Origin of the sequence: Enterococcus lemanii (assembly GCF_016909125.1) — a bacterium.
In the GTDB taxonomy this organism is placed as follows: domain Bacteria; phylum Bacillota; class Bacilli; order Lactobacillales; family Enterococcaceae; genus Enterococcus_I; species Enterococcus_I lemanii.
This window is the reverse complement of record NZ_JAFBFD010000008.1, coordinates 1-24,579: the sequence shown is the minus strand read 5'-3', so window position 1 is coordinate 24,579 and position 24,579 is coordinate 1. Positions and strand designations below refer to the sequence as shown.

Sequence of the window (24,579 nt, the reverse complement as noted above, 5' to 3'; positions counted from 1 at the left end):
AGGATTATAAGCCAATTTGATCTGCTAATTCTTCTTTAGACATTGGCTGCGCACTTTCGCTTGTTTCTTTCGCAACTTTATGAAAATTCGATATTAAGCTTTGTTTTCTAAATTTAAACTCTGCTAGCATCTTTTTTAGCATTTCCTGCAGCAATAATATCGGCTAACCGGCCTTCGCTAAAATCAACAACTAACAAAACCTCAGCTTGTCCAACCTTTTTTTATTTTTTTCCTTTCTTTGCTTTTGTCTATGGTAAAATAGTGAAAAGAGAAGGATTGATTTAAAGGAGGTCTTTTTTTGCAAAAAATTCAACAATTTATCAAAGAAAACAAACGCTATTTACTGGCTAGTTTCTTCATTCCTTTTGGTGTGATGGCCCTTGTTTATCTGGCGATGGGGATTTATCCAGGGAGTAGCCGTAGTGTCTTAGCGAGTGATGCTTTTTCCCAATTTTCGAATTTCCATGCGAGTTTTCGTAATGCTTTACTAGGAAAACAAAGTCTTTTTTATACGTGGAATGCTTCTTTAGGCTTAAATTATTGGGCGTTAATCTCGTATTATTTAGGTGGCTTTTTCACCCCACTGGTTCTCTTTTTCCCCAACCAATGGATGCCTGATGCGCTTTATTTTTTGACTTTACTTAAAATTGGTAGTGCTGGCCTTACCTTTTGGTTTTATGCGAAACATACGTTTAAAATTGCGCCGTGGAACCACGTTATTTTAGCTGTTTGTTACGCGCTCATGTCTTTTGCAACGGCTCATTCTGAACTCGTGATGTGGCTAGACGCTTTAATTTATTTCCCACTCGTCATTTGGGGAATTGACCGTTTACTCCAAAAGAAAAAACCTACACTGTTATTTATCAGCTATCTACTGTTATTTTTGTCCAATTATTATATGGGCTTTATGATTGGGGTCTTCTCCTTTTTATATTTTTTCACTCGTGTTTTTGCCAATTGGTCGAGTGCCAAAAACCGTATTTTGACTTATTTTGGGACTTCTTTTTTAGCAGGTGGCGCGTCAATGGTCATGATTTTGCCGATGTTTTTAGATTTGCGCTCAAACGGGGAAGCTTTAAGTGAAATTACCAAACTCAAAACCGAAGCAACCAGTTTTCTTGATTTTTTTGTTAAAAACATGATTGGCGTTTATGATACGACTAAATATGGTTCGATTCCGTTTATTTATGTGGGATTGTTGCCGCTCACCTTTGCTTTGCTTTATTTTGTGGCTAAAGCGGTCCCTTTAAAAGAAAAACTGCTTAATTTAAGCTTGTTTGCAATCCTGATTGCGAGTTTTTACCTTGTACCGCTTAATTTATTTTGGCATGGGATGCATGCACCGAATATGTTTTTATTCCGCTATGCCTTTTTACTTTCGTTTTTAATTGTGATGCTCGCTGGTTATGGCTGGGAACAATTTAAATTTGATGATCAAGGTACTTTCTTAGGGATTACTTTAACTTGGATTGTCTTATTTAGCTTGGCTTACGGCCTTATCCCAAAAGAAAGTTACACGTATTTAACCATCCCTTCGTTTATTTTAACGATTGTCTTTTTAATGGTTTACTTGCTACTTTTTGCTTTTTATCAATTAAAATTATTTAGTTTGGCACGTTTTAGTCGGTTTCTTTTAATCTTTGTCGCTTTTGAAATGGGCTTAAACACCTATGGCATGACCCAAGGGATTTTAAACGATTGGAACTATGCATCGCGCAGTCTTTACACCGCTCCGGCAAAAGATATCAAAAAACTCGTCAAACAAGCCAATCAGCAATCGGAAGATTTTTTCCGTTTAGAAAATCTTGACCCGGTTTCGGCTAATGATGGGTTGAATTACGGGTATAGTGGCGTGAGTTTGTTTTCTTCTATTCGCAACCGAAATTCATCGAGCTATTTAAACAAACTCGGTTTTCGCTCAAGAGGAACCAATTTAAATATTCGTTACCCAAATAATACGTTACTCATGGACGCCTTTACTGGCATTCGTTACAACATTTCCAAGCAAGATGTTCAAAAATATGGTTATCAAAAAATTGGGCAGTCCGGCGACTACCAACTTTATGAAAATCAAGATGCTTTACCACTCGCCTTTTTAGCAGACACGGATGTTTTAGCGATTCAAACTTTTGAAAATGATAACTTAGGCAATCAAACTAACTTGATGAATGGCCTAACTGGGCTTCACGAACAATACTTTGCTTTTCAACCAATTTCAGTGATTCGTTCAAGCAACGTGACGCTAACAAATACGGGCAATCAAACAAAATTAAGCGAAATTGAACCAAATATCGCCAAGGATGTGACTTGGGAAGTAACCGTTCCAGCTAACAGCCAAGCTTACTTAAGTCTGTATCCAAGTAATTTTAATCAATTAGAAAGCTCAACGGTCACCATTACTGCAAATGGTGAACAGCGCAAAACCCAAATTAACATTAACGGGCAATACTATAATTTAGGCTATTACTCCGAAGAAACAACTTTTGAATTTACTGCTAGCTTTTATGGTACGAAAGAAGTTAGCTTCCAAAACCCGCAAGTTTTAACATTAAATACGCAAGCTTATCAACAAGCCGTCGATCAATTAAAGCAACAAGGCGTCCATTTAACAGTAGGGAAACGTTCGGCTAAAGGCCATGTTAGTCTGGCAAAGGAACAACAACTGATTACGACGATTCCCTATGATAAAGGTTGGCAAGCCAAAGTGAATGGTAAAACAGTACCGATTGAAGCGTTTCAAGGCGCCTTTGTCAGTCTTCCGCTAGCTGCGGGTGACAACGAGATTTCCTTGACCTTTATGCCACAAGGATTTGGGATTGGACTTGCTTTATTCTTCCTTTGTATTGGACTTTTTCTTTTCTGGCAAAAAATGACGACGAAAAAAACAACCACTTCTGCGTAAAGGCAAAAGTGGTTGTTTTTTGGTTATCTTATTCATAGCGAACTTCTTTTAAATATAGTCCTTCTGGATGGGCGGTTGGTCCAGCTAAGTTCCGATCTTTTCCGGCAATAATCGCTGGAATCGCATCGACCGGTAAACGACCATTCCCGATTTTTAACAAAGTGCCGACCATAATTCGAATCATCTTATATAAAAAGCCATCCCCACTAAAAGTGAAGACTAATTCTTCACCATCAGGGCTAACGGTTAAATTAGCAACTTCAATTGTACGTGTTTTGTCTTCAACGGAACTACCAGAAGCGCAAAATGAAGTAAAATCATGCGTGCCTAACAAATCTGGTAAGGCTTGTTGCATTTTATGAACATCGACGGGGTAAGGATAATAACTTGCATAATACCGGCGAAACGGGCTACGAGGTTTACCAATATCTACACGAAACTCATACGTCTTTCCCTTGGCTAAATAACGGGCGTGAAAATCATCCGCGACCATTTCAACTTGACGGCAAGCGATATCGTCAGGTGTTTGAGTATCTAGGCCAAAACGCATTTTTTCAAGCGGGCGTTCATAAGGAAAATCAAAGTGAATCACTTGACCAATCGCATGTACTCCCGCATCGGTTCGACCAGAGCCATGAATTTCAATCGGTTGATTCGCCATTTTACTTAATGTTTTTTCTAATTCTCCTTGAACTGTCCGGCCTTTTAATTGGCGTTGAAAGCCACAAAAGTTTGTTCCATCATAAGAAATAATTGCTTTATATCGAACCATTTTTTCTTTCCTTTCAAATCGGGTCTTTCGACGAGTAAAAAAGCGAGTCTTGGCGGCTCGCTTTTTCCTCTTATTTTCTTAAATAAACTAAAGCCAGCGTTACGAGTGCAAAGGCAATTAGGCTCAACGTATCCGCCAAGCGCCAATGCAAGACGCGGTATTTTGTTCGTCCATCGCCACCTTGGTAACCGCGAGCTTCCATCGCCGTTGCTAAATCATCGGCACGGTTAAAACTACTTACAAACAACGGAATTAACAACGGGATGACAGCTTTCATTTTTTGAACTAAGTTGCCCTCACCAAAATCAACCCCTCGTGCGCGTTGGGCATTCATGATTTTTTCTGTTTCATCCATTAATGTCGGCACAAAACGTAAAGCAATGGAAAGCATCAAAGAGATTTCGTGTACCGGTACTTTTAATGGTTTTAACGGGCGCAGTAAATATTCAATCGCGTCTGATAACGATAACGGTGCGGTTGTTAACGTCAGTAAGGTTGACATGAAGATAATTAAGACAAAACGACAGAAGATAAAGAGTCCGTTTTGAATCCCTAATTCGGTTAATTGTAAAATGCCCCATTTCCAGTACACTTCACCGCCACCTGTAAAGAAAATTTGTAAGGCAACCGTAAATAAAATTAACCAGATCATTGGCTTGACACCTTTTATAAAGAAATTAAAATCAATTTTTGATAAAAATAAACTAAAAAGGGTAAACAAACCTAATAGTAAGTAGGTTTGCCAATTATTTGCTAGAAATATAATCCCGATGAAATAAAAGGCTCCGATTAATTTTGCTCGTGGGTCCAATCGGTGAATCAACGAGTCTCCTGGTAAATAACGACCTAAGATCAATTTATTCATCATTGGCTTAATCCTCCTTTAGCAATTAGTGCGGTTGCTAATTCTTCGGAAGTTAAAGGCAAAGTTGCAAATTGAAAGCCACGGTCGACCAGTTTTTGCGCAAAGGCGGTAGCGGTTGGTACGCCGAGTTGTCTGTCATGTAACCATTCAACATCTTGAAAGACTTCGCGCGGGCTCCCTTCTTTGACTAGGCGTCCTTTTTCTAGGACATAGACAAAATCAGCATAATCAGCCACGTCATCCATCAAATGCGTCACTAATACAATGGTAATCTTATTTTCTTGGTGTAAACGATGAAACATTTCCATCATTTCTTTTCGACCTTGGGGATCCAAACCAGCAGTCGGTTCATCTAAGACTAAAATCTCAGGTTCCATCGCTAAAACGCCCGCAATGGCTACCCGACGCATTTGACCGCCTGACAGGTCAAATGGTGAGCGTGCTAAGTAACTTTCGTCTAGCCCAACCATTTTTAACGTTTTGGCAGCTAGCTGATTAGCCGCTTCTTCTGAAACACCAAAATTTTTCGGACCAAAAGCAATGTCTCTTTCAACTGTTTCTTCAAACAATTGCGCTTCTGGAAATTGGAAAACAATCCCGACTTTTTGACGAATGGGTTTTAAGTTTTTATTATTGGTTTCAGGTGTAATGACGCGGTCTCCGATAAAGACTTTGCCAGCGGTTGGTTTTAATAACGCATTGAGGTGTTGTAACAGGGTAGATTTTCCACTGCCCGTATGACCAACAAGCGCGGTATAAGAACCTTCTTTAATGGTTAAGTTCATCTCATGTAAAACACGTTGTTCAAATGGTGAATTTGGTTGATACGTAAAATCTACTTGTTCAAAGCGGATGTCCACAGCCATTCCACCATCCCTTCTTCAGTTAAGTATTGCGTTGGTACTTCGATTCCCTTTTCTTTCAAAGAATACTTTAATTTTTCCGGAAATGGTAAATCCAGACCTAATTCAACCAGTTTAGGCCCCGCTGAAAAGATTTTCTCAGGCGTTCCTTCATCGATTAATTCTCCTTGGCGCATGACTAAGACACGATTAGCATTTGCTGCCTCATCAATATCGTGGGTAATCGAAAGAACGGTTAAATTATTTTCTTCTTTAATCTTTTTAATCGTTGCAATCACTTCTGCTCGCCCTTCTGGATCAAGCATACTCGTTGCTTCATCTAAAATAATAATATCTGGACGTAAAGCCACCACACCAGCAATCGCCACCCGTTGTTTTTGACCACCAGATAGTCGGGCAGGTTCTTTTGTTCGAAAACCATCCATCCGTACTTGCTCTAACGCTTCCTTCACCCGAACTAGCATTTCTTCGCGAGGAATTCCTTGGTTTTCTAGACCAAACGCCACGTCATCTTCAACTGTCGCCCCAACAAATTGGTTATCAGGGTTTTGAAAAACCATTCCAACCATGCGGCGAATCGACCACAAATCGGCTTCACTTAATGTATAATCACCGACTTTGACCGTACCTTTTTCAGGGGCAAGTAAGCCGTTAATCGTTTTGGCTAAGGTTGACTTTCCTGAGCCATTGTGCCCGATAATCGCCACCCATTCGCCCGGGTAAATTGAAAGCGAGACGTCATTTAAAGCTGGACGCTCGTCTGTTTTTTGATATCTAAAAGTAAGATGATTTAATTCAATAATCGGTTTCATATTGACTCCTTTGATTGACTAATTTCTAACTAACACTACCAAAAAAAACAAGACTTTTCAATCAATATCCATTTTTTCATGAAAAAGTTTTGTTTTCCTCTTGCCTTGTTGGTTCTTATCTTTTTCTTCCACTCCCCATGACCTGTCTTGACAGATAATCGAGGGTAAAAAAAAACACTTTATGATGAGTGCTGACCCCTTGATAAAAATCAAGGGGTAGCGACGAGCTAGACTCGGAAAAAAAGTTACTCTTCCAACATCATAACACTCTTAAAAAATTCATCGACAAAGTGATGTAGCTATATGCTATTAAGTGTGATTTTAAACTAGTTCAATGATAACCATTGGTGCTGCATCTCCGCGTCTTGGTTCTGTCTTCAAGATACGAGTATAACCGCCTTGGCGTTCTGCATAACGAGGTGCGATGTCATTGAATAACTTTTGTAAAGCTGATTCAATAACGATTTCTTCGCCTTCTTCACGAACGCTAGCAACTTCATTACGAACGTAAGCCGCTGCTTGACGACGTGCATGTAAATCGCCACGTTTACCTAATGTGATCATTTTTTCTGTAGTTGAACGAATTTCTTTCGCACGAGCTTCAGTCGTAACGATGCGTTCGTTAATGATTAAATCAGTTGTCAAATCACGCAACATCGCTTTACGTTGAGAAGATGTGCGTCCTAATTTACGATAACTCACGTGGTTTCCCTCCTTCGTAAAAATTAATCGTCTTTACGTAATTCTAAACCAAGATCTTCTAGTTTCGCCTTAACTTCCTCTAACGATTTACGGCCAAGGTTACGCACTTTGATCATTTCTGGTTCAGATTTATTTGTCAATTCTTGTACAGAGTTAATTCCTGCACGTTTTAAGCAGTTATATGAACGAACAGATAAGTCTAATTCTTCAATCGTCATTTCTAACATTTTTTCTTTTTGTGTTTCTTCTTTTTCGACCATGATTTCAGCATGTTTTGCTTCATCTGTTAGATTCACAAAAATATCTAAATGTTCTGTCATGATTTTTGCAGCTAAACTCATTGCATCTAATGGCTCAATTGAACCATCTGTCCATATTTCCATTGTTAATTTATCAAAGTCATCTCGTCGTCCAACACGTGTATTTTCAACTTGATAGTTGACACGGCGAACTGGAGTGTAGATAGAATCAACAGGAAGAACGCCAATTGGCATGTCTTCTTTTTTGTTCTCATCAGCTTGAACATATCCTCGGCCTGGTTTAACCGTTAAGCGCGCATGGAATGTTGCTCCTTCAGAGACAGTACAGATGTACATATCTTTATTCAAGATTTCAACATCGCTATCCACAAGAATATCTCCTGCAGTTACCGTTGCTGGTCCTGTAATATCGATTTCTAGTGTTTTTTCTTCTTGTCCATACATTTTTAATGCAAGACCTTTAATATTCAAAATAATTTGAGCGACATCTTCTCTTACACCTTTAACAGTTGAAAATTCGTGTAACACTCCATCAATTTGGATACTAGTAATGGCTGCACCTGGTAAAGAAGATAACAAAATACGACGTAGGGAATTTCCTAAAGTAGTTCCATAGCCTCGTTCTAGAGGTTCTACGATGAACTTGCCATAATCTTTCTCTTCATCAATTTTAGCAATTCTTGGTTTTTCGAATTCAATCATTATTATCTCTTACCCCTTTCAAAACGAAAAGTGTCTTGTTCAATGACATAATACTGATACTCAAAATGAGCGACATCCATTAAACACGACGGCGTTTTGGAGGGCGGCATCCATTATGAGGAACTGGAGTTACGTCACGGATTGCAGTCACTTCTAAACCTGCTGCTTGTAATGAACGAATTGCTGCTTCACGTCCTGAACCAGGACCTTTAACAGTTACTTCTACAGTTCTTAATCCATGTTCCATTGCTACTTTTGTAGCTGTTTCTGCTGCCATTTGAGCGGCAAATGGTGTTGATTTTCTGCTTCCTTTAAAACCTAATGCACCAGCTGATGACCATGCTAACGCATTACCATGAGAATCAGTAATCATCACGATTGTATTGTTGAATGTTGAATGGATATGTGCAATCCCAGTTTCAATATTCTTTTTCACACGGCGTTTACGACTCACTTTTTTTGCTGCCATGAAGTTTTAACCTCCTTCACTTAGGAATTATTTTTTCTTGCCTGCGACTGTTTTAGACGGGCCTTTACGTGTACGTGCATTATTTTTCGTGTTTTGTCCACGTACTGGTAATCCACGACGGTGACGGATTCCACGGTATGAACCGATTTCCATCAAGCGTTTAATGTTTAAGTTCACTTCACGACGAAGATCCCCTTCAACTTTTAATTTATCAATTTCAGCACGGATAGCGTCTGTTTGTTCATTCGTTAATTCACGAACACGAATTTCTTCAGAAACGCCAGCGTTAGCTAAAACTTGTTTCGCAGTTGTATTCCCAATACCATAAATATAAGTTAGGGAAACAACAACGCGTTTATCACGAGGAATATCTACTCCTGCAATACGAGCCATATTCGTTACACCTCCGGTTATCCTTGACGTTGTTTATGTTTTGGATTTGCTGGGCAAATCACCATAACGCGTCCATTACGACGAATTACTTTACAATGTTCACACATTGGTTTTACTGATGGTCTTACTTTCATGATCTTACCTCCTGTGATTTTACGGAGTACAATTATTTAAAACGATAAGTGATACGGCCACGAGTCAAGTCATAAGGTGATAATTCAACTGTCACCTTGTCGCCTGGTAAAATACGAATATAGTGCATACGGATTTTGCCAGAAACTGTCGCTAAAACTTGATGTCCGTTTTCTAGTTCGACTTTAAACATTGCATTCGGCAAAGTATCGACGACTGTACCTTCGACTTCAATCATATCTTCTTTTGCCACGCACAGTACCTCCTTGTAATTGTTTCGCATTTTCACACGATAAAACGGCGGAAACGAGTGCTCCCACCTTAGATTCTCAATACAACCTTCTGAAAATGTCAGAAGTCGGACTGACACATTGTACCACAATGTGCTTTACTAAGCAAGAGAAAGTTTCCGATTTGCAAGTCGGTTACGGGCAATCGATCGTTATTCGATGATTTTTTTTACGTCTGCAAAGACAGCATCGATTTCACGATTACCATCAATAGACTGCAATAAACCTTCTTCTTTATAGTAGGCTAAAATTGGTTGACTACTTTTTATGTTAATTGCCAGACGATTTTTAACCGTCTCTGGTTTGTCATCTTCTCGTTGATAAAATTCATGGCCTCCGCAACGATCACAAGTACCTTCAACTTTGGTTGGGTTAAAGATTTTATGATACGTAGCACCGCAATTGCGACACATGTAACGGCCAGCTAAACGATCAACAAGAATTTCTTCAGGGACATGAATGTCAATCACAGCATCAATTTTCTTGCCGAGTTCTTTTAACATTTGATCGAGCGCTTTGGCTTGGTCAAGTGTACGAGGGAAGCCATCTAATAAGAAGCCTTCTTTCGTATCGTCTTGCGCTAAACGTTCTTTCACAATGCCATTGGTTACTTCGTCAGGAACTAATGCTCCTTGATCCATGTATGATTTTGCTTTTAAGCCAAGCGCTGTTTCATTGGCCATGGCCGCACGAAACATATCGCCTGTTGAAATATGTGGAATTTTGTATTCAGCAATGATTTTCTCTGCTTGCGTACCTTTTCCCGCACCGGGTAATCCCATTAATATGAGGTTCATTCTATTTCCTCCTATAAGTTTTTGAATGATGTTGAGGAAAACCTCAACACCCTACAAAACTTTAGTTCATAAAACCAGTATATTGACGTTTTAGCATAAGTCCTTCTAACTGTTTTGCAGTTTCCAGAGCTACACCAATCACGATTAATAAACTTGTTCCGCCCAAGCCAATTGACTGCGGTAAGTTCCAAGCCATTTGAGCAATGATTGGAAGTAAGGCAACTAATCCTAGGAAAAGCGCGCCTACTGCACTTAATCGCATTAATAAACTTGATACGTAGTCTTCGGTTCCTTTTCCAGGTCGAACACTTGGTATGTAACTTCCTTGTTTTTGCAAGTTCTCCGCTAATTTCTCAGGGTTGACTTGAACAAAGGCATAGAAGAAGGTGAAAGCGATAATTAACACGGTATATAAAATTGCTCCAGGAACAGTATTATAATTAAACAGTGTTTGTACGATTTCAAACCAAGCGGCATTTCCATAGGAACCACCAAATGCTTGAATGATTGCGTTTGGCGTAGTAATAAAGGAGCTAGCAAAGATGACCGGAATAACACCTGCCGCGTTTACTTTCAATGGAAGGTAAGAGCTAGTTGGCGCACCCGCTACTCGTTTCGTATATTGAATTGGCAATTTTCGTTCTGCTTGTTGGAAATACGTTACAAAAGCAACGATTAACAACACTGCAATCACAAGAGCAACCATAAAGAGTGCCGATTGCCAAATTCTTGAAGCTTCAATATTGATAAAGTAGTCTTCGATTAACTCTTTTATGTCAACTGGTAGACGAGCAATGATCCCTGCAAAGATAATCATTGATACACCATTACCAATCCCTTTTTCGGAAATTTGTTCACCTAGCCAAGTGACAAACATTGTTCCCGTCGTTAAAATAACGCCGATTAATAAAAATGTTTTCGCACTTGGATCTGGGACAAATCCAAATTGTGTCCACATATTAAACCCAGCTGTTAATGCCATTGATTGTAGGAACCCTAAACCAATCGTTAAATAACGTGTTGCTTGATTTAATTTGCGACGGCCGACTTCTCCTTGTTTTGACCACTCAACGAACTTTGGCACAATATCCATCTGCATTAATTGAATAATAATTGATGCAGTGATATAAGGCGAAACACCCATTGAAAAGATCGAGAAGCGTTGCATGGCACTTCCACTTACCAAGTCTAGCATATTCAAGAATGGTAAGTCAGAGATACTTTGCAAGCGCGAAGCATCTACACCAGGAACGGTAATGTGCGTTCCTAAGCGAAAGATGAACAAAATGAATACAGTAAAAAAGATTTTCGATCTAATTTCCTTGACTTTAAAGGCATCCTTTAAAAGTTTAAGCATTAAATCACCTCAACTGATCCACCAGCAGCTACAATAGCTTCTTCGGCTGTTTTAGAGAACTTCGCTGCTTTCACAGCTAATTTCTTCGTTAATTCGCCATTTCCTAACACTTTGATTCCAGCTTTTTCGTCTTTCACGATTCCAGCTTCAACTAAAGTTAACGGTGTTACTTCAGTTCCATCTTCAAAGCGATTTAAAATGTCAAGATTAACAACTGCGTATTCTTTACGGTTAACGTTTGTAAATCCACGTTTTGGTAAACGACGGAACAATGGAGTTTGTCCCCCCTCAAAACCTAAACGTACACCACCACCAGAACGTGATTTTTGACCTTTTTGTCCACGTCCAGATGTTTTACCATTACCAGATGAAGATCCACGACCAACACGGTTACGTTCTTGGCGAGAGCCTTCTGCAGGTTTTAATTCATGTAGTTTCATGCTTTGGCACCTCCTTAATCAAAATGAATCTATTACATTGTTTTTAAACTTCTTTTACGTCTACTAAGTGTGCAACTGTGTTAACCATGCCTTTAATTGCTTCGTTGGCAGGTTGTACCACGCTTGAGTTTACTTTTGATAGACCTAACGCTTTAACGGTATCCTTTTGGTTTTGAGGACGTCCGATAATACTGCGTTTTAAAGTAATTTTTAATTCAGCCATTTCTGAGTCCTCCTTAACCGATTAATTCTTCCACTGATTTGCCACGTAATGCCGCAACTTCTTCAGCGCGTTTTAATTGTTGTAATCCGTCAACTACGGCACGAACAACGTTGATTGGTGTGTTACAGCCTAAAGATTTAGTCGTGATATCATTAATACCAGCTAATTCTAATACGGCACGAACAGTTCCACCAGCAGCTACCCCAGAACCTTCTACAGCAGGTTTCATTAAGATACGTCCGCCACCGAATGTTCCGATAACATCATGAGGAATTGTTGTCCCTACGATTGGCACTTCAATCAAGTTCTTTTTAGCACTTTCAACGGCTTTACGGATTGCTTCTGGTACTTCTTGTGCTTTACCAGTACCAAATCCTACGTGTCCGTTTTTATCACCAACGATTACTAAAGCTGCAAAACGTAAACGGCGTCCACCTTTAACAACTTTTGTTACGCGGTTAATCGCAACAACGCGGTCTTCTAATTCCAAATGTTTTGGATCGATATAAACCATGAATGGTGTTCCTCCTTCTCTTAAAATTCTAGTCCATTTTCGCGAGCTGCTGTTGCTAATGCTGCTACACGGCCATGGTAAAGGTATCCACCACGGTCAAAGACTACTTCTTTAATCCCTTTTGCTGCTGCACGTTCTGCGATTAATTTACCGACAGCTTGTGCTTGTTCCGTTTTTGTTGCACCTGAAATTTCTTTATCTAGGGCAGAGGCACTTGCTAGCGTCACACCCGCTACGTCATCAATAATTTGAGCGTAGATGTTTTTGTTAGAACGAAAAACGTTTAAGCGTGGGCACTCAGCAGTACCAGAGATTTTGCCACGTACACGACGATGTCTCTTTTGACGTGTTTTATTTTTATCTGGTTTTGTAATCACAATTGTCACCTCTTTAATGTTGCTAGCCTAAGCTGCGTTTCGCAAGACCATTTGGTTGCGAAAATTATTTACCAGTTTTACCTTCTTTACGACGAACAAATTCACCAACATAGCGAATTCCTTTGCCTTTGTATGGCTCTGGCGCGCGGACGATACGAATGTTTGCTGCTAATTCGCCAACAACTTCTTTATCAATCCCTTTAACGATAATTGAAGTGTTTGATGGAACTTCGATAGTTGTTCCAGCAGGTGCTTCAATCTCAACTGGGTGAGAGTAACCAACGTTTAATACAAGTTTTGAACCTTGTAGTTGCGCACGGTAACCAACCCCGATTAATTCTAATGCTTTTTGGAACCCTTCGCTGACACCAACAACCATGTTATTGAAGTTTGCACGAGTAGTTCCATGAATAGTTTTCATGTCTTTGCTATCATTTGGACGAGTGAATGTTACTTCGTTTCCTTCGATATTCATTGCGATATCAGAAGAGAAAGTACGAGTTAATTCACCTTTAGGACCTTTAACTGTTACATCGTTTCCGTTTTGTGTTACTTCAACACCAGCCGGTAAAACGACGATTTTATTCCCAATACGACTCACTTAGAGACACCTCCTTGTGTAATAAATTTAAATTACCAAACGTATGCGACTACTTCGCCACCAACGTTTTTAGCTCTTGCTTCTTTATCAGTGATTACACCTTCAGAAGTTGAGATGATTGCAATACCTAAACCGTTCAATACTTTCGGTACTTCGTCAGCTTTTACATAAGCACGTAGACCTGGTTTAGAGATACGTTTTAAGTTAGTGATAACACGCTCACCATTTTTTCCATATTTAAGGAAAACGCGGATTACGCCTTGTTTGTCATCTTCGATATATTCAACATCACGAACGAAACCTTCATTTTTCAAGATTTCAGCGATGTCACGTTTGATTTTTGAAGCAGGTACTTCTAAAACATCGTGTTTTACCATGTTGGCATTACGAATGCGTGTTAGAAAATCTGCAATTGGATCTGTCATGACCATTAGATGATTTACCTCCTTTATGCGAGTTTACTTGTTTACCAGCTTGCTTTCTTCACGCCGGGAATTTGACCTTTGTAGGCAAGTTCGCGGAAGCAAATACGGCAAAGTTTAAATTTACGATAAACTGAATGTGGGCGTCCGCAACGTTCACAACGAGAGTTTTGTTGTGTTGAAAATTTTGCTGGACGGTTGTGTTTAGCAATCATTGACTTTTTAGCCACGTAGTTCGCCTCCTTTTTTTATTTTTGGAATGGCATGCCTAATTGAGTTAACAATTCACGAGACTCTTCGTCTGTGTTGGCAGTTGTAACAATAACGATATCCATTCCACGTACTTTATCGACCAAATCATAATCAACTTCTGGGAAGATTAATTGTTCTTTGACACCTAAAGTGTAGTTTCCACGTCCATCGAACGCTTTTTTGCTTACACCGTGGAAGTCACGTACACGTGGTAAAGCAACTGTAACTAATTTATCTAAAAATTCGTACATTCTTTCGCCACGTAAAGTAACTTTCGCACCGATTGGCATTCCATCACGTAAACGGAAGCCCGCGATTGATTTCTTTGCTTTTGTAATTAAAGGTTTTTGACCTGTAATAATTTGTAATTCTTCCACAGCTTTGTCTAACGCTTTTGTGTTAGCAACTGCTTCGCCGACACCCATGTTGATAACGATTTTGTCAACTTTTGGTGCTTGCATTACTGAGCTATATTCAAATTTTTCCATTAATGCTGGAACAACTTCTTTATTATATTTTTCTTTAAGGCGGTTCATTCAATAAGCCCCTCCTTCCTTAATTTGATTATTTATCAAGAATTTCTCCGGTTTTCTTAGAAACGCGGACTTTTTTACCGTCAACTTCTTTGTAGCCTACTCGCGTTGCTTCACCGTTTGAAGGATCAATCACCATCACGTTAGAAACATGAATTGGCGCTTCTACTTCAAGGATTCCGCCTTGAGGAGCTGTTTGAGAAGGTTTTTGGTGTTTTTTAACGATGTTAACACCTTCGACAACAACTTTATCTTTCTTTGGTAAAGCTTCTAAAACAATACCTTCTTTGTTCTTGTCTTTTCCAGTGATAACTTTAACTTTATCGCCTTTTTTAACAAACATTATTGTTTCGCACCTCCTTTAATAATGAGTAACAATTATAATACTTCTGGTGCTAGGGAAACGATCTTCATGAAGTTGCTTTCGCGTAATTCACGAGCAACTGGACCAAAGATACGTGTTCCACGTGGGCTCTTATCATCACGGATAATAACCGCAGCATTTTCATCAAATTTAATATATGAACCGTCAGCACGGCGAGCGCCTGATTTCGTACGAACGATAACCGCTTTAACGACATCACCTTTTTTGACAACCCCACCTGGCGTTGCTTGTTTAACGGTTGCAACGATTACGTCACCGATATTAGCAGTTTTACGACCTGAGCCACCAAGGACTTTGATCGTCAAGATTTCACGAGCGCCAGAGTTGTCAGCAACTTTTAAACGACTTTCTTGTTGGATCACGATGTGTATCCTCCTTTCAGATTTTGCAATTCAATCTATATAGGAAAATCTCGTGTGATTATTAAATAATCACTGCTTTTTCAACGATTTCTACTAGACGGAAACGTTTTGTAGCCGATAATGGACGAGTTTCCATAATTTTCACGATATCACCGATTTTCGCTTCGTTGTTTTCATCGTGTGCTTTGTATTTCTTAGAATAGTTCATGCGTTTACCATAAATTGGGTGGTTTTTCTTTGTTTCAACTACTACTGTAATTGTTTTATCCATTTTGTCGGATACCACGCGGCCTTGGTAAACTTTGCGTTGATTTCTTTCCTCAGTCATACGCTAAATGGCCTCCTTCCACTATTACTTTACTTGTTCACGCAATACTGTTTTAATGCGTGCAATCGATTTACGTACTTCTTTAATACGTGCAGTGTTTTCTAATTGTCCGGTAGCTAATTGGAAACGCAAGTTAAACAATTCTTCTTTTAATTGTTTTTCTTGATCTAGCATTTCGGCAGTGGTTAATTCTCTGATTTCTTTAACCTTCATTCGATTCACCACCCATTTCTTCACGTTTTACGATTTTTGTTTTAACCGGTAATTTGTGAGAAGCTAAACGTAGTGCTTCACGCGCTACTTCTTCAGGTACGCCTGCAATTTCAAACATGATTTTACCACGTTTTACTGGTGCAACCCATCCTTCTGGAGCCCCTTTACCTTTACCCATACGAACGCCAATCGCTTTACTTGTATATGATTTGTGAGGGAAAATTTTAATCCATACTTTCCCACCACGTTTCATGTAACGAGTCATTGCAATACGGGCAGCTTCGATTTGACGGTTTGTAATCCAATGAGATTCAACCGCTTGTAAGCCATATTCACCAAAAGTGACTTCTTTTCCACCTTTAGCTTCTCCACGCATTTTACCGCGGAATTCACGACGGTGTTTTACACGTTTAGGTACTAACATGCTTATTTCCCTCCTTTCTCAGTGTTCTTTTTAGTTGGAAGAATTTCTCCACGATAGATCCACACTTTAACTCCTAGTTTTCCGTATGTTGTATCTGCTTCTTCCCATGCGTAATCAATATCCGCACGTAATGTATGAAGTGGAACTGTTCCTTCAGAGTATCCTTCGCTACGAGCAATATCTGCACCGTTTAAACGACCTGATACTTGTGTTTTGATTCCTTTAGCGCCAGCACGCATTGTGCGTTGGATCGCTTGTTTTTGCGCACGACGGAATGCTACACGACCTTCTAATTGACGTGCAATCCCTTCGCCGACTAATTTTGCATCTAAATCTGGTTTTTTGATTTCTACAATATTGATGTGTACTTTCTTACCAGTTAATTTGTTTAATTCTGTTCTTAGGCTTTCGACTTCAGATCCACCTTTACCGATAACCATACCTGGTCTAGCTGTATGAATTGAAATGTTTACGCGGTTTGCGGCACGTTCAATTTCAACAGTTGACACAGCGGCATCAGCAAGTTTTTTAGCGATGAATTTACGAATTCTTAAATCTTCGTGTAAAAAGTCTGCATAATCTTTTTCTGCGTACCATTTCGCATCCCAGTCACGGATGATGCCAACACGCATTCCAATTGGATGTACTTTTTGACCCACTGAATGTCCCTCCTTATTTTTCTGATACGACTACCGTAATATGACTTGTACGTTTGTTGATTGGAGAAGCTGAGCCTTTTGCACGTGGACGGAAACGTTTCATTGTTGGTCCTTCGTTCACAAATGCTTCAGAAACGACTAAATTCTCAACATCTAAGTCAAAGTTGTTTTCTGCGTTAGCGATTGCTGACATCAATACTTTTTCGATGATTCCAGCAGCTTTGTTTGGTGTAAATTTTAAGATTGCAATTGCTTCTGCAACGTTTTTCCCTCTAATTAAATCAATAACAAGGCGTGATTTGCGAGGAGAAACGCGAACTGTTTTAGCAGTTGCTTTCGCTGATGTAATTTGTTCTGCCATCTGTATATCCTCCCCTCAGATTAACGTCTTGTTTTCTTATCGTCAGCAGCATGTCCGCGATAAGTTCTAGTTGGTGCAAATTCACCTAATTTATGTCCTACCATGTCTTCTTGGATGTAAACAGGTACATGTTTACGTCCATCATAGACAGCGATAGTGAAACCGATAAAACTTGGGAAGATTGTTGAACGACGTGACCAAGTTTTAATAACTTTTTTCTTTTCAGCGCCTAATTGTGCTTCAACCTTTTTCATCAAATGGTCATCGACAAAAGGCCCTTTCTTTAAACTACGACCCATGGTGAACCTCCTCTCAAAATGTGCAACACATGGTTAATGTAATTATTTTTCATTACGACGACGAACGATAAGTTTGTCTGATTTTGCTTTCTTGTTACGAGTTTTCATACCAAGAGCTGGTTTACCCCAAGGAGTAAGAGGACTCTTACGTCCGATTGGTGCTTTACCTTCACCACCACCGTGTGGGTGATCGTTAGGGTTCATTACGCTACCGCGAACAGTTGGGCGTTTGCGCATCCAACGAGAACGACCGGCTTTACCGATGTTGATTAATTCGTGTTGTTCGTTACCAACTGAACCAACAGTTGCACGACAAGTAGCTAAGATCATACGAACTTCGCCAGAGTTTAAACGAATTAAAACATATTTACCTTCTTTACCAAGTACTTGAGCACTTGTACCAGCTGAACGGATTAATTGTCCGCCTTTACCAGGTTTTAATTCAATATTGTGGATAACCGTACCCACTGGAATGTTTGCTAATGGTAACGCGTTTCCTACTTTGATATCTGCATCTGGTCCAGATACGATTGTCATTCCTACTTCTAAGCCTTTTGGCGCTAAGATGTAAGCTTTAACCCCATCTTCGTAGTGAACTAACGCAATGTTAGCAGAACGGTTTGGATCATACTCAATCGTTTTAACAAGCGCAACAACGTTGTCTTTGTTACGTTTGAAGTCGATTAAACGGTATTGACGTTTGTGACCGCCACCTTGATGGCGAACAGTAATACGTCCGTTATTGTTACGACCGGCATGGTTTTTTAACGGTGCTAATAAAGACTTTTCTGGTTTTGAAACGGTAATTTCTGCAAAATCAGAAGTTGTCATATTACGACGACCATTTGTAGTAGCTTTATACTTTTTAATTGCCACGTCATTTTCCCTCCTATGTTAATAATGTCCGGGTGTCAGCTTATTCAGCTGAGAAAAATTCGATTGCTTTTGAATTTTCAGTTAAAGTCACAATAGCTTTGCGACGTTTTTTCGTATATCCTGCATATTTACCAACACGTTTAAATTTAGGACGCACGTTGATGATGTTTACGTTTTTCACTTTCACATCAAAAGCTGCTTCTACAGCTTGTTTCACTAAAGTTTTGTTTGCGCGAGTATCTACATCAAAAGTGTATTTTTTCTCGTCCATTGCAAGCATTGATTTTTCAGTGATTACTGGGCGTTTAATTACGTCTAATAAGTTCATTATGCAAGCACCTCCTCAATTTGAGTAAGAGCAGTTTGTGTTACTAAAACTTTATCGTTTGATACAACATCTAATACACTTACGTTGTTCGATGCAATCACAGAAACGTTTGGTAAGTTACGTGCAGATAATGCTGCAAAGTCGTTACCTTCTTCTAATACGATCAAGACTTTCTTATCAATTGATAAGTTAGCAAGCACTTGTTTGAATTCTTTTGTTTTTGGTGCGTCAAAGCTTAAAGCATCAACCACGACCAATTTGTTTTCAGCAACTTTTTCTGATAAAACAGATTTAATTGCTAAGCGACGAACTTTTTTAGGAAGTTTGTAGCTATATGAACGAGGAGTTGGTCCAAAGACAATTCCTCCTCCACGCCATTGTGGTGAACGAATTGAACCTTGACGCGCACGTCCAGTTCCTTTTTGACGCCATGGCTTACGGCCACCGCCACGAACAGCACTGCGGTTTTTCACTGCGTGTGTTCCTTGTCTTAATGAAGCACGTTGCATGATAATTGCATCAAAAACAACTGATTCATTTGGTTCGATTCCGAAAATTTCTTCGTTTAAAGTGATTTCGCCAACTTGGCTACCATCTTGTTTAAATAATGCTACATTCGGCATTCCTTAGTTCCTCCTTTCTTCCTATCTAAATTATTTAGCTTTCACAGCTGATTTAATTGTAATCAATGATTTTTTCGCTCCAGGAACGTTTCCTTTAATTAGGATTGCATTGCGTTCAACGTCAACACGCACGATTTCCAAGTTTTGGATTGTAATGCGATTGCCACCCATACGGCCAGCAAGTTTTTTGTTTTTGAACACACGGTTCGGTGCAACTGGTCCCATTGAGCCAGGACGACGGTGGTAACGAGATCCGTGAGCCATTGGTCCACGTGATTGTCCGTGGCGTTTGATAACCCCTTGGAATCCTTTACCTTTTGAAGTACCTGTAACATCAACAATGTCTCCAGCTTGGAACACGTCAACTTTAATTTCTGATCCTACTTCTAAGCCCTCAAGCTCAACATTCTTGAATTCGCGAATGAAGCGCTTAGGAGCCGTGTTTGCTTTTGCAACATGACCTTTCGCAGGTTTGTTACTTAAAACTTCACGCATATCTTGGTAACCAATTTGTACAGCTTCGTAACCATCGTTTTCGATTGTTTTTAATTGTAAAACAACGTTCGGCGTTGCTTCGATAACTGTTACTGGAATTAATTCACCAGTTTCCGTGAAGATTTGAGTCATTCCCACTTTTTTCCCTAAGATTCCTTTGGTCATGATTACACCTCCATTTTACTTAAATTATAGTTTGATTTCGATATTCACACCTGATGGTAAGTCAAGCTTCATTAAAGCATCAACTGTTTTCGGTGTTGGGTTCACAATGTCGATTAGACGTTTGTGTGTACGCATTTCGAATTGTTCGCGTGAATCTTTGTATTTATGTGTCGCACGGATTACAGTGTAAAGACTACGATCTGTTGGTAATGGAATTGGACCAGACACGCTAGCACCAGTTCTTTTTGCAGTTTCTACGATTTTATCCGCTGATTGGTCTAAAATACGGTGTTCATACGCTTTTAAACGGATACGAATTTTTTGTTTTGCCATTATTTTCCCTCCTCGCCTATTTAAAAAGTAGACATAGCTCCACGAAAATTTTTCCGTCACGCTCGTCCATGGCAAAGCGTCCGGGCGTGTCGCAACCTCTCGTTTCTTAGCCGGTAAAAATTTCTTTCTACCAGTGTGTTCGTTACTTAATGTAAACAGCACCTGTATGATTATATTATGGATGAAAAAAAATAGCAACCCTTTTTCATTCTTTTTTCTAACTTTTTTTCAAAAAAAGCACTTTTTCAAGTTTTGACCACAAAAAAACGCCCCTATCTCTCTTAAATAAGGGCATTTCCTTCCTATAAATAGCGTTGAAATATTTTTTTCAAAGGAAAATATAAAAAAGCGACGATTATAATTGTTGTGAAAACATTAATGAACGTTGCCGGTAGTTTCGCACTCGCAGCGATAAAAGCAGTAGTCCAGTCACTTCCTAAATAAAACAATTTCACGGTATTCTTTAATTGGGTCATCATAATTTTTCCGACTCCTGTAACCATACCAATACAAACAATTTGCCAAATCTTGGTTGGATCTTTACGAAATAGTAAAAATGCGCCATAAGCAAAGGCCCCGACGATAAAACTTTCAAATAAAAAATAAGGTGCTTCGGCAGCATAACCATTTAAAAGATCAAAAATAGCAAAACCTAGCCCACCTGCTAATGCTCCTCTTGTATACCCTAATAACAAAACTGCTAATAATAGAACTGAATTACCTAAATGAGCAAAAGCACCTGTTGGCATTGGGATTTTGATCATTGTTCCGATTACAGTTAATGCAGCAAATACCGCAATATAAGTGATTTGATGAATCGTATTATTTTTTTCCATCTATTGTTCCTCCATTCGATTTTGTGCTTGATTATAAGCGCCATGCCAGACATGACCGACATAAGGATTGATACGAACACCTTGTTCAATCGCCTTTAATACAAAAGCTTTCGCTAGTTCAACGGCTTTGATTGTTGCATAGCCTTTTGCTAACCCTGCTGTAATCGCGGCCGCAAATGTACAGCCCGCACCGTGATTGTTCGCTGTTTGTACCATCTTTGTTTCAAGCACATGAAACGTATGTCCATCATATAAAACATCAATTGCAAAATCACCAACCAAACGCTGGCCTCCTTTTACAACAACATTTCGAGCCCCTAGTTTATGAATTTGACGAGCAGCCTCTTTCATATCTGCTAGCGAGTTTAAGTCCCCTAGACCTGATAAGATACCTGCTTCGACCAAATTCGGTGTCGCCACCCATGCTTGTGGTAATAAATACTCTTGCAAGCCGGAGACACTTTTTGGTTGAAGAATCTGAGCAGTCCCTTTACAAGCAATGACTGGATCTACCACAACGTTTTCCACTTGGTATTTTTCAATAAAATGACTAGCGACTTGAATGTTTTGTTCATTTCCCATCATGCCAGTCTTCAAACCAGCTAACGCCTCACCTGTAAAGACCGAAACTAATTGCTTTTCTAATAAATCAGCAGGTAATTCCGTCACTTCATGCGACCAACCTTGCGTAGGATCCATCGTTACGATTGAAGTAATGCTTGAAAAGCCAAAAACACCATACTCTTCAAATGTTTTTAAATCGGCTTGTAAACCAGCGCCACCCGTTGAATCTGAACCAGCAATCGTTAAAACCTTTTTCACTTCTCTTTCCCCCTAACAGCGATATCGTAATTTTTACTTAGTATACAAGACAGACTGCTTGACGAAAACGGCCAATTGGCTTATTTTTATACCATCCAATTAAGTGAGGTGAAGACAATGTGGTCCCTTGATAAAAACAGCACCTTGCCTTTTTATCAACAAATTACTAACCAAATCATCCAAGCAATTCAACAAGGGGAGTTAATGCCTGGAGACAAACTACCACCCGAGCGAACGCTTGCTAAAAGCTACGGAGTCAATCGTTCTACTATTGTTCGTGCATTAGAAGAACTGGTCAGTTTTGGTTGGATTACACGCAGGCAAGGTAGTGGCACTTTAGTCGCGGAAGGGCGCTGGGGTAGTCGGCAATTACAATTGAATCCTTGGCGCTCATTATTAACCAGTCCTTTTTTAAGAGAAGATCCTTATTTAACCGAACTAAAAAAAAGACAAGCGTTTCCTGATTCACTCGATTTATTTACGGGTGATTTACCAGCAGAGTTAATTCCTGACTTTGAATTCCCAGCGATTACTTGGGAACAAATTTTAAAAGAGGAAAAACGAATTACGACGACTGGATACTTACCGCTCAAAGAGGCCATTATCAAGCATTTAGAAAAGCAATTACAATTACCAACCCAAAATCAAGATTTACTAATTACTTCCGGTTCCACCCAAGGAATGGCCTTACTCATGCAAGTCTTATTAGAAACCGGTGATTTCATTGCCACTGAAGAACCTTCTTTTTTATTTGCATTGCCGCTTTTTTCTTCTTTAGGCATTCACCTAGTCGGAGTCAAGCAAGATAAAGAAGGGATGTCGATTGCTGATTTAGAGTTAGCCATCCAAACAAAGAAAATCAAACTCCTTTACTTGAACCCAAATTATCAAAACCCCACCGGAAAAACCATGTCTTTAAAAAGACGCCAAGAAATTTTAGATTTATGTAAAAACTACCGCTTACCAATTATAGAAGATGATGTTTTTAGTGATTTGAATTTTTCAGAGCACTTACCGAGTTTAAAAAAGCTAGCACCAGAACAAGTTATTTATTTAGGATCGTTATCGAAACGTTTCAGCTCTTCGATTAAAATTGGTTGGTTACTTGCACCAAAATCATTAATCGACAGCCTGGCCCAAGCTAAGAAAAGAATGGAAAACGACACTGATCTTTTTCCACAACTACTAGCAAGTGCCGCGTTAACTTCTAGCAACTACCTAGATCAACAACTCGCACTCATTAAAGAGCTACAAAATAGAAGCCAGGCTTTCGAAAAATGTCTCCAATCCTTTACAAACGATTGGGACTACCACCCTATCCAAGGCGGCTTATATTATTGGTTAACTTGGAAACGCCAGCGATTAACACGAAAAGATTGGAATGTTTTTTTAGAAGAAAATTTACTATTGGCTCCTTCTTTTTTATTTAGCAATGATACGATGGCGATGCGGATTAATTACACGCGCATGTCACCTGAAGAAATACCTCTTTTTCAAGAACGACTAGAACAGGCCACTAAAAAAATTCGAAAGGAAGATTTTAATGAACCCTACGATTCAACTACTTAAAAACCACCGAAGCTTTCGTGATTTCGACGAGAGCTACCAACTAACCGAGGAAGAACTAACACAAATACTCGATGCCGCACGTCAAGCACCTTCTTGGATGAATGGCCAAATGTATTCCATTATTGTTATTAAAGATCAATCAATTCGACAAAAACTCGTTGCACTTAACCCAGGAAACCCACAAATCTTAAAGAGTTCACTTTTTATTTTGTTTGTTGCCGATTTAAAGAGAACCAAAATCATTGCAGATGAGCTCAAGGTCCCTTATCAAATCAATGATAGCCTTCACCCATTAATCATAGCGACGACTGATGCGAGTCTTGCACTTCAAAATGCCATCATCGCTAGTGAAGCACTTGGGTTTGGCGTTGTCCCCGTTGGAAGTATTCGTAATCAGATTGAGGAAGTCAGTGAGTTATTGCATTTACCTGATTACGTGTATCCTTTATGCGGCTTAAGTATTGGAAAACCTGCGACGTCAGTGGCCATCAAACCTCGCTTGCCCCAAGAAGCAGTGGTCCATTTTGATACGTATAAGCCATACGACCAAAAATACCTGCGTGACTATGAAGCAACCATGACAAGATTCGGTGAAAAACGCGAAACAAAAACTTGGACTAAGAAATTTGCCGACTATTTTAGCGAAGATTCAAACAAACACTTTGACCGTTACTTAAAAAAGCAAAAATTAATAAAATGATAAAAAAAGACGACCCACTTAATAAAAAGGGGTCTATAATATTTGGTGTTGTTACTAAGAAATTGGTAAGAACACCCTTTTTCTTTCTATAACAAAAAAGCATCTGTTTCCCTTATAATTAAG

39 protein-coding genes are annotated in these 24,579 nt (G+C 39.3%); 3 read left to right on the top strand and 36 right to left on the bottom strand.

From position 1 onward, the window contains the following. Nucleotides 1-4 precede the first annotated feature (4 nt). Complete coding sequence (locus JOD14_RS13330; RefSeq protein ID WP_275581271.1) at nt 5-130, bottom strand: hypothetical protein; 126 nt, start codon at nt 128-130, stop codon at nt 5-7. Nucleotides 131-298: 168 nt separating this feature from the next. On the opposite strand from JOD14_RS13330, the gene JOD14_RS03540 reads away from it, so the two are divergent. Further along, nucleotides 299-2,902: a YfhO family protein gene (locus JOD14_RS03540; protein WP_204653317.1), complete on the top strand. Its 2,604-nt coding sequence runs from the start codon at nt 299-301 to the stop codon at nt 2,900-2,902. 28 nt (nt 2,903-2,930) lie between these two features. Here JOD14_RS03540 and truA read toward each other — a convergent pair whose 3' ends face one another. From truA to thiD, 35 genes are all read right to left on the bottom strand, one after another. Beyond that, complete coding sequence (truA, locus tag JOD14_RS03535; protein ID WP_204653316.1) at nt 2,931-3,674, bottom strand: tRNA pseudouridine(38-40) synthase TruA; 744 nt, start codon at nt 3,672-3,674, stop codon at nt 2,931-2,933. 70 nt (nt 3,675-3,744) lie between these two features. Beyond that, nucleotides 3,745-4,542 carry an energy-coupling factor transporter transmembrane component T family protein gene (locus JOD14_RS03530; protein WP_204653315.1) on the bottom strand — a complete coding sequence of 266 codons (798 nt, stop codon included), beginning with the start codon at nt 4,540-4,542 and terminating at the stop codon, nt 3,745-3,747. Further along, complete coding sequence (locus tag JOD14_RS03525; RefSeq protein ID WP_204653360.1) at nt 4,539-5,399, bottom strand: energy-coupling factor ABC transporter ATP-binding protein; 861 nt, start codon at nt 5,397-5,399, stop codon at nt 4,539-4,541. Before JOD14_RS03525 ends, JOD14_RS03530 begins: the two co-directional genes overlap by 4 nt. Beyond that, complete coding sequence (locus JOD14_RS03520) at nt 5,375-6,214, bottom strand: energy-coupling factor ABC transporter ATP-binding protein (RefSeq protein ID WP_204653314.1); 840 nt, start codon at nt 6,212-6,214, stop codon at nt 5,375-5,377. Before JOD14_RS03520 ends, JOD14_RS03525 begins: the two co-directional genes overlap by 25 nt. 321 nt (nt 6,215-6,535) lie before the next feature. After that, nucleotides 6,536-6,916: a 50S ribosomal protein L17 gene (rplQ, locus tag JOD14_RS03515; RefSeq protein ID WP_204653313.1), complete on the bottom strand. Its 381-nt coding sequence runs from the start codon at nt 6,914-6,916 to the stop codon at nt 6,536-6,538. Between the two features lie 23 nt (nt 6,917-6,939). Then, nucleotides 6,940-7,878 carry a DNA-directed RNA polymerase subunit alpha gene (locus tag JOD14_RS03510; protein ID WP_204653312.1) on the bottom strand — a complete coding sequence of 313 codons (939 nt, stop codon included), beginning with the start codon at nt 7,876-7,878 and terminating at the stop codon, nt 6,940-6,942. A gap of 79 nt (nt 7,879-7,957) precedes the next feature. Further along, nucleotides 7,958-8,347: a 30S ribosomal protein S11 gene (rpsK, locus tag JOD14_RS03505; RefSeq protein ID WP_204653311.1), complete on the bottom strand. Its 390-nt coding sequence runs from the start codon at nt 8,345-8,347 to the stop codon at nt 7,958-7,960. A gap of 27 nt (nt 8,348-8,374) precedes the next feature. Beyond that, a complete protein-coding gene (gene rpsM / locus JOD14_RS03500) occupies nt 8,375-8,740 on the bottom strand; it encodes a 30S ribosomal protein S13 (RefSeq protein WP_204653310.1) in 366 nt (121 codons plus the stop codon). 17 nt (nt 8,741-8,757) lie between these two features. Then, entirely contained in the window at nt 8,758-8,874 is a 117-nt protein-coding gene (gene rpmJ, locus JOD14_RS03495) for a 50S ribosomal protein L36 (protein WP_010742772.1), read from the bottom strand. Nucleotides 8,875-8,906: 32 nt separating this feature from the next. Then, the gene (gene infA / locus JOD14_RS03490) at nt 8,907-9,125 is read right to left on the bottom strand and encodes a translation initiation factor IF-1 (RefSeq protein ID WP_071874013.1); all 219 of its coding nucleotides are present in this window, start codon (nt 9,123-9,125) and stop codon (nt 8,907-8,909) included. Between the two features lie 189 nt (nt 9,126-9,314). Continuing rightward, entirely contained in the window at nt 9,315-9,959 is a 645-nt protein-coding gene (locus tag JOD14_RS03485; RefSeq protein WP_204653309.1) for an adenylate kinase, read from the bottom strand. A 61-nt stretch (nt 9,960-10,020) separates the two neighbouring features. Continuing rightward, on the bottom strand, nt 10,021-11,316 hold the full coding sequence (secY, locus tag JOD14_RS03480; RefSeq protein WP_204653308.1) for a preprotein translocase subunit SecY: 1,296 nt from the start codon (nt 11,314-11,316) through the stop codon (nt 10,021-10,023). Continuing rightward, on the bottom strand, nt 11,316-11,756 hold the full coding sequence (rplO, locus tag JOD14_RS03475) for a 50S ribosomal protein L15 (protein ID WP_204653307.1): 441 nt from the start codon (nt 11,754-11,756) through the stop codon (nt 11,316-11,318). The genes secY and rplO overlap by 1 nt, the downstream gene beginning before the upstream one ends. A gap of 43 nt (nt 11,757-11,799) precedes the next feature. Next, the gene (gene rpmD, locus JOD14_RS03470) at nt 11,800-11,979 is read right to left on the bottom strand and encodes a 50S ribosomal protein L30 (protein WP_204653306.1); all 180 of its coding nucleotides are present in this window, start codon (nt 11,977-11,979) and stop codon (nt 11,800-11,802) included. A gap of 13 nt (nt 11,980-11,992) precedes the next feature. Continuing rightward, nucleotides 11,993-12,493 carry a 30S ribosomal protein S5 gene (rpsE, locus tag JOD14_RS03465; protein WP_204653305.1) on the bottom strand — a complete coding sequence of 167 codons (501 nt, stop codon included), beginning with the start codon at nt 12,491-12,493 and terminating at the stop codon, nt 11,993-11,995. A 20-nt stretch (nt 12,494-12,513) separates the two neighbouring features. Beyond that, the gene (rplR, locus tag JOD14_RS03460; protein ID WP_204653304.1) at nt 12,514-12,870 is read right to left on the bottom strand and encodes a 50S ribosomal protein L18; all 357 of its coding nucleotides are present in this window, start codon (nt 12,868-12,870) and stop codon (nt 12,514-12,516) included. 64 nt (nt 12,871-12,934) lie between these two features. Further along, nucleotides 12,935-13,471 carry a 50S ribosomal protein L6 gene (gene rplF, locus JOD14_RS03455; RefSeq protein WP_204653303.1) on the bottom strand — a complete coding sequence of 179 codons (537 nt, stop codon included), beginning with the start codon at nt 13,469-13,471 and terminating at the stop codon, nt 12,935-12,937. A 32-nt stretch (nt 13,472-13,503) separates the two neighbouring features. Next, nucleotides 13,504-13,902 carry a 30S ribosomal protein S8 gene (gene rpsH / locus JOD14_RS03450; protein WP_204653302.1) on the bottom strand — a complete coding sequence of 133 codons (399 nt, stop codon included), beginning with the start codon at nt 13,900-13,902 and terminating at the stop codon, nt 13,504-13,506. 35 nt (nt 13,903-13,937) lie between these two features. Beyond that, on the bottom strand, nt 13,938-14,123 hold the full coding sequence (locus JOD14_RS03445) for a type Z 30S ribosomal protein S14 (RefSeq protein WP_204653301.1): 186 nt from the start codon (nt 14,121-14,123) through the stop codon (nt 13,938-13,940). 18 nt (nt 14,124-14,141) lie between these two features. Further along, nucleotides 14,142-14,681 carry a 50S ribosomal protein L5 gene (rplE, locus tag JOD14_RS03440; RefSeq protein WP_204653300.1) on the bottom strand — a complete coding sequence of 180 codons (540 nt, stop codon included), beginning with the start codon at nt 14,679-14,681 and terminating at the stop codon, nt 14,142-14,144. Between the two features lie 28 nt (nt 14,682-14,709). After that, the gene (gene rplX / locus JOD14_RS03435) at nt 14,710-15,021 is read right to left on the bottom strand and encodes a 50S ribosomal protein L24 (protein ID WP_204653299.1); all 312 of its coding nucleotides are present in this window, start codon (nt 15,019-15,021) and stop codon (nt 14,710-14,712) included. 35 nt (nt 15,022-15,056) lie between these two features. Next, entirely contained in the window at nt 15,057-15,425 is a 369-nt protein-coding gene (gene rplN, locus JOD14_RS03430) for a 50S ribosomal protein L14 (protein WP_204653298.1), read from the bottom strand. A gap of 61 nt (nt 15,426-15,486) precedes the next feature. Then, nucleotides 15,487-15,753 carry a 30S ribosomal protein S17 gene (gene rpsQ / locus JOD14_RS03425; RefSeq protein ID WP_204653297.1) on the bottom strand — a complete coding sequence of 89 codons (267 nt, stop codon included), beginning with the start codon at nt 15,751-15,753 and terminating at the stop codon, nt 15,487-15,489. Between the two features lie 24 nt (nt 15,754-15,777). After that, nucleotides 15,778-15,966: a 50S ribosomal protein L29 gene (rpmC, locus tag JOD14_RS03420; RefSeq protein WP_005232529.1), complete on the bottom strand. Its 189-nt coding sequence runs from the start codon at nt 15,964-15,966 to the stop codon at nt 15,778-15,780. Next, nucleotides 15,956-16,390 (bottom strand): 50S ribosomal protein L16, encoded by a 435-nt coding sequence (gene rplP / locus JOD14_RS03415; protein ID WP_204653296.1) that lies wholly within the window; start codon nt 16,388-16,390, stop codon nt 15,956-15,958. The genes rpmC and rplP overlap by 11 nt, the downstream gene beginning before the upstream one ends. A 2-nt stretch (nt 16,391-16,392) precedes the next feature. Further along, nucleotides 16,393-17,049: a 30S ribosomal protein S3 gene (gene rpsC, locus JOD14_RS03410; RefSeq protein ID WP_204653295.1), complete on the bottom strand. Its 657-nt coding sequence runs from the start codon at nt 17,047-17,049 to the stop codon at nt 16,393-16,395. 13 nt (nt 17,050-17,062) lie between these two features. Further along, nucleotides 17,063-17,410 carry a 50S ribosomal protein L22 gene (gene rplV / locus JOD14_RS03405; RefSeq protein ID WP_204653294.1) on the bottom strand — a complete coding sequence of 116 codons (348 nt, stop codon included), beginning with the start codon at nt 17,408-17,410 and terminating at the stop codon, nt 17,063-17,065. 20 nt (nt 17,411-17,430) lie between these two features. Then, complete coding sequence (gene rpsS / locus JOD14_RS03400; protein WP_204653293.1) at nt 17,431-17,709, bottom strand: 30S ribosomal protein S19; 279 nt, start codon at nt 17,707-17,709, stop codon at nt 17,431-17,433. Between the two features lie 42 nt (nt 17,710-17,751). Further along, the gene (gene rplB, locus JOD14_RS03395; RefSeq protein ID WP_204653292.1) at nt 17,752-18,585 is read right to left on the bottom strand and encodes a 50S ribosomal protein L2; all 834 of its coding nucleotides are present in this window, start codon (nt 18,583-18,585) and stop codon (nt 17,752-17,754) included. A gap of 40 nt (nt 18,586-18,625) precedes the next feature. Then, a complete protein-coding gene (locus tag JOD14_RS03390; protein ID WP_204653291.1) occupies nt 18,626-18,913 on the bottom strand; it encodes a 50S ribosomal protein L23 in 288 nt (95 codons plus the stop codon). Continuing rightward, nucleotides 18,913-19,536 (bottom strand): 50S ribosomal protein L4, encoded by a 624-nt coding sequence (gene rplD, locus JOD14_RS03385; protein WP_204653290.1) that lies wholly within the window; start codon nt 19,534-19,536, stop codon nt 18,913-18,915. Before rplD ends, JOD14_RS03390 begins: the two co-directional genes overlap by 1 nt. Nucleotides 19,537-19,566: 30 nt before the next feature. Beyond that, nucleotides 19,567-20,196, bottom strand: a complete 630-nt coding sequence (gene rplC, locus JOD14_RS03380; protein WP_204653289.1) for a 50S ribosomal protein L3 — start codon at nt 20,194-20,196, stop codon at nt 19,567-19,569. 24 nt (nt 20,197-20,220) lie between these two features. Next, nucleotides 20,221-20,529 (bottom strand): 30S ribosomal protein S10, encoded by a 309-nt coding sequence (gene rpsJ / locus JOD14_RS03375; RefSeq protein WP_204653288.1) that lies wholly within the window; start codon nt 20,527-20,529, stop codon nt 20,221-20,223. Nucleotides 20,530-20,831: 302 nt separating this feature from the next. Further along, nucleotides 20,832-21,365, bottom strand: coding sequence for an ECF transporter S component (locus JOD14_RS03370; protein ID WP_204653287.1), 534 nt, complete (start codon nt 21,363-21,365; stop codon nt 20,832-20,834). Next, the gene (gene thiD, locus JOD14_RS03365) at nt 21,366-22,187 is read right to left on the bottom strand and encodes a bifunctional hydroxymethylpyrimidine kinase/phosphomethylpyrimidine kinase (protein ID WP_204653286.1); all 822 of its coding nucleotides are present in this window, start codon (nt 22,185-22,187) and stop codon (nt 21,366-21,368) included. It lies immediately after the preceding gene. Between the two features lie 117 nt (nt 22,188-22,304). On the opposite strand from thiD, the gene JOD14_RS03360 reads away from it, so the two are divergent. Both JOD14_RS03360 and JOD14_RS03355 read left to right on the top strand, forming a co-directional pair. After that, nucleotides 22,305-23,756, top strand: a complete 1,452-nt coding sequence (locus tag JOD14_RS03360; RefSeq protein ID WP_204653359.1) for an aminotransferase-like domain-containing protein — start codon at nt 22,305-22,307, stop codon at nt 23,754-23,756. After that, nucleotides 23,731-24,456, top strand: coding sequence for a nitroreductase family protein (locus tag JOD14_RS03355; protein WP_204653285.1), 726 nt, complete (start codon nt 23,731-23,733; stop codon nt 24,454-24,456). Before JOD14_RS03360 ends, JOD14_RS03355 begins: the two co-directional genes overlap by 26 nt. Nucleotides 24,457-24,579 lie beyond the last annotated feature (123 nt).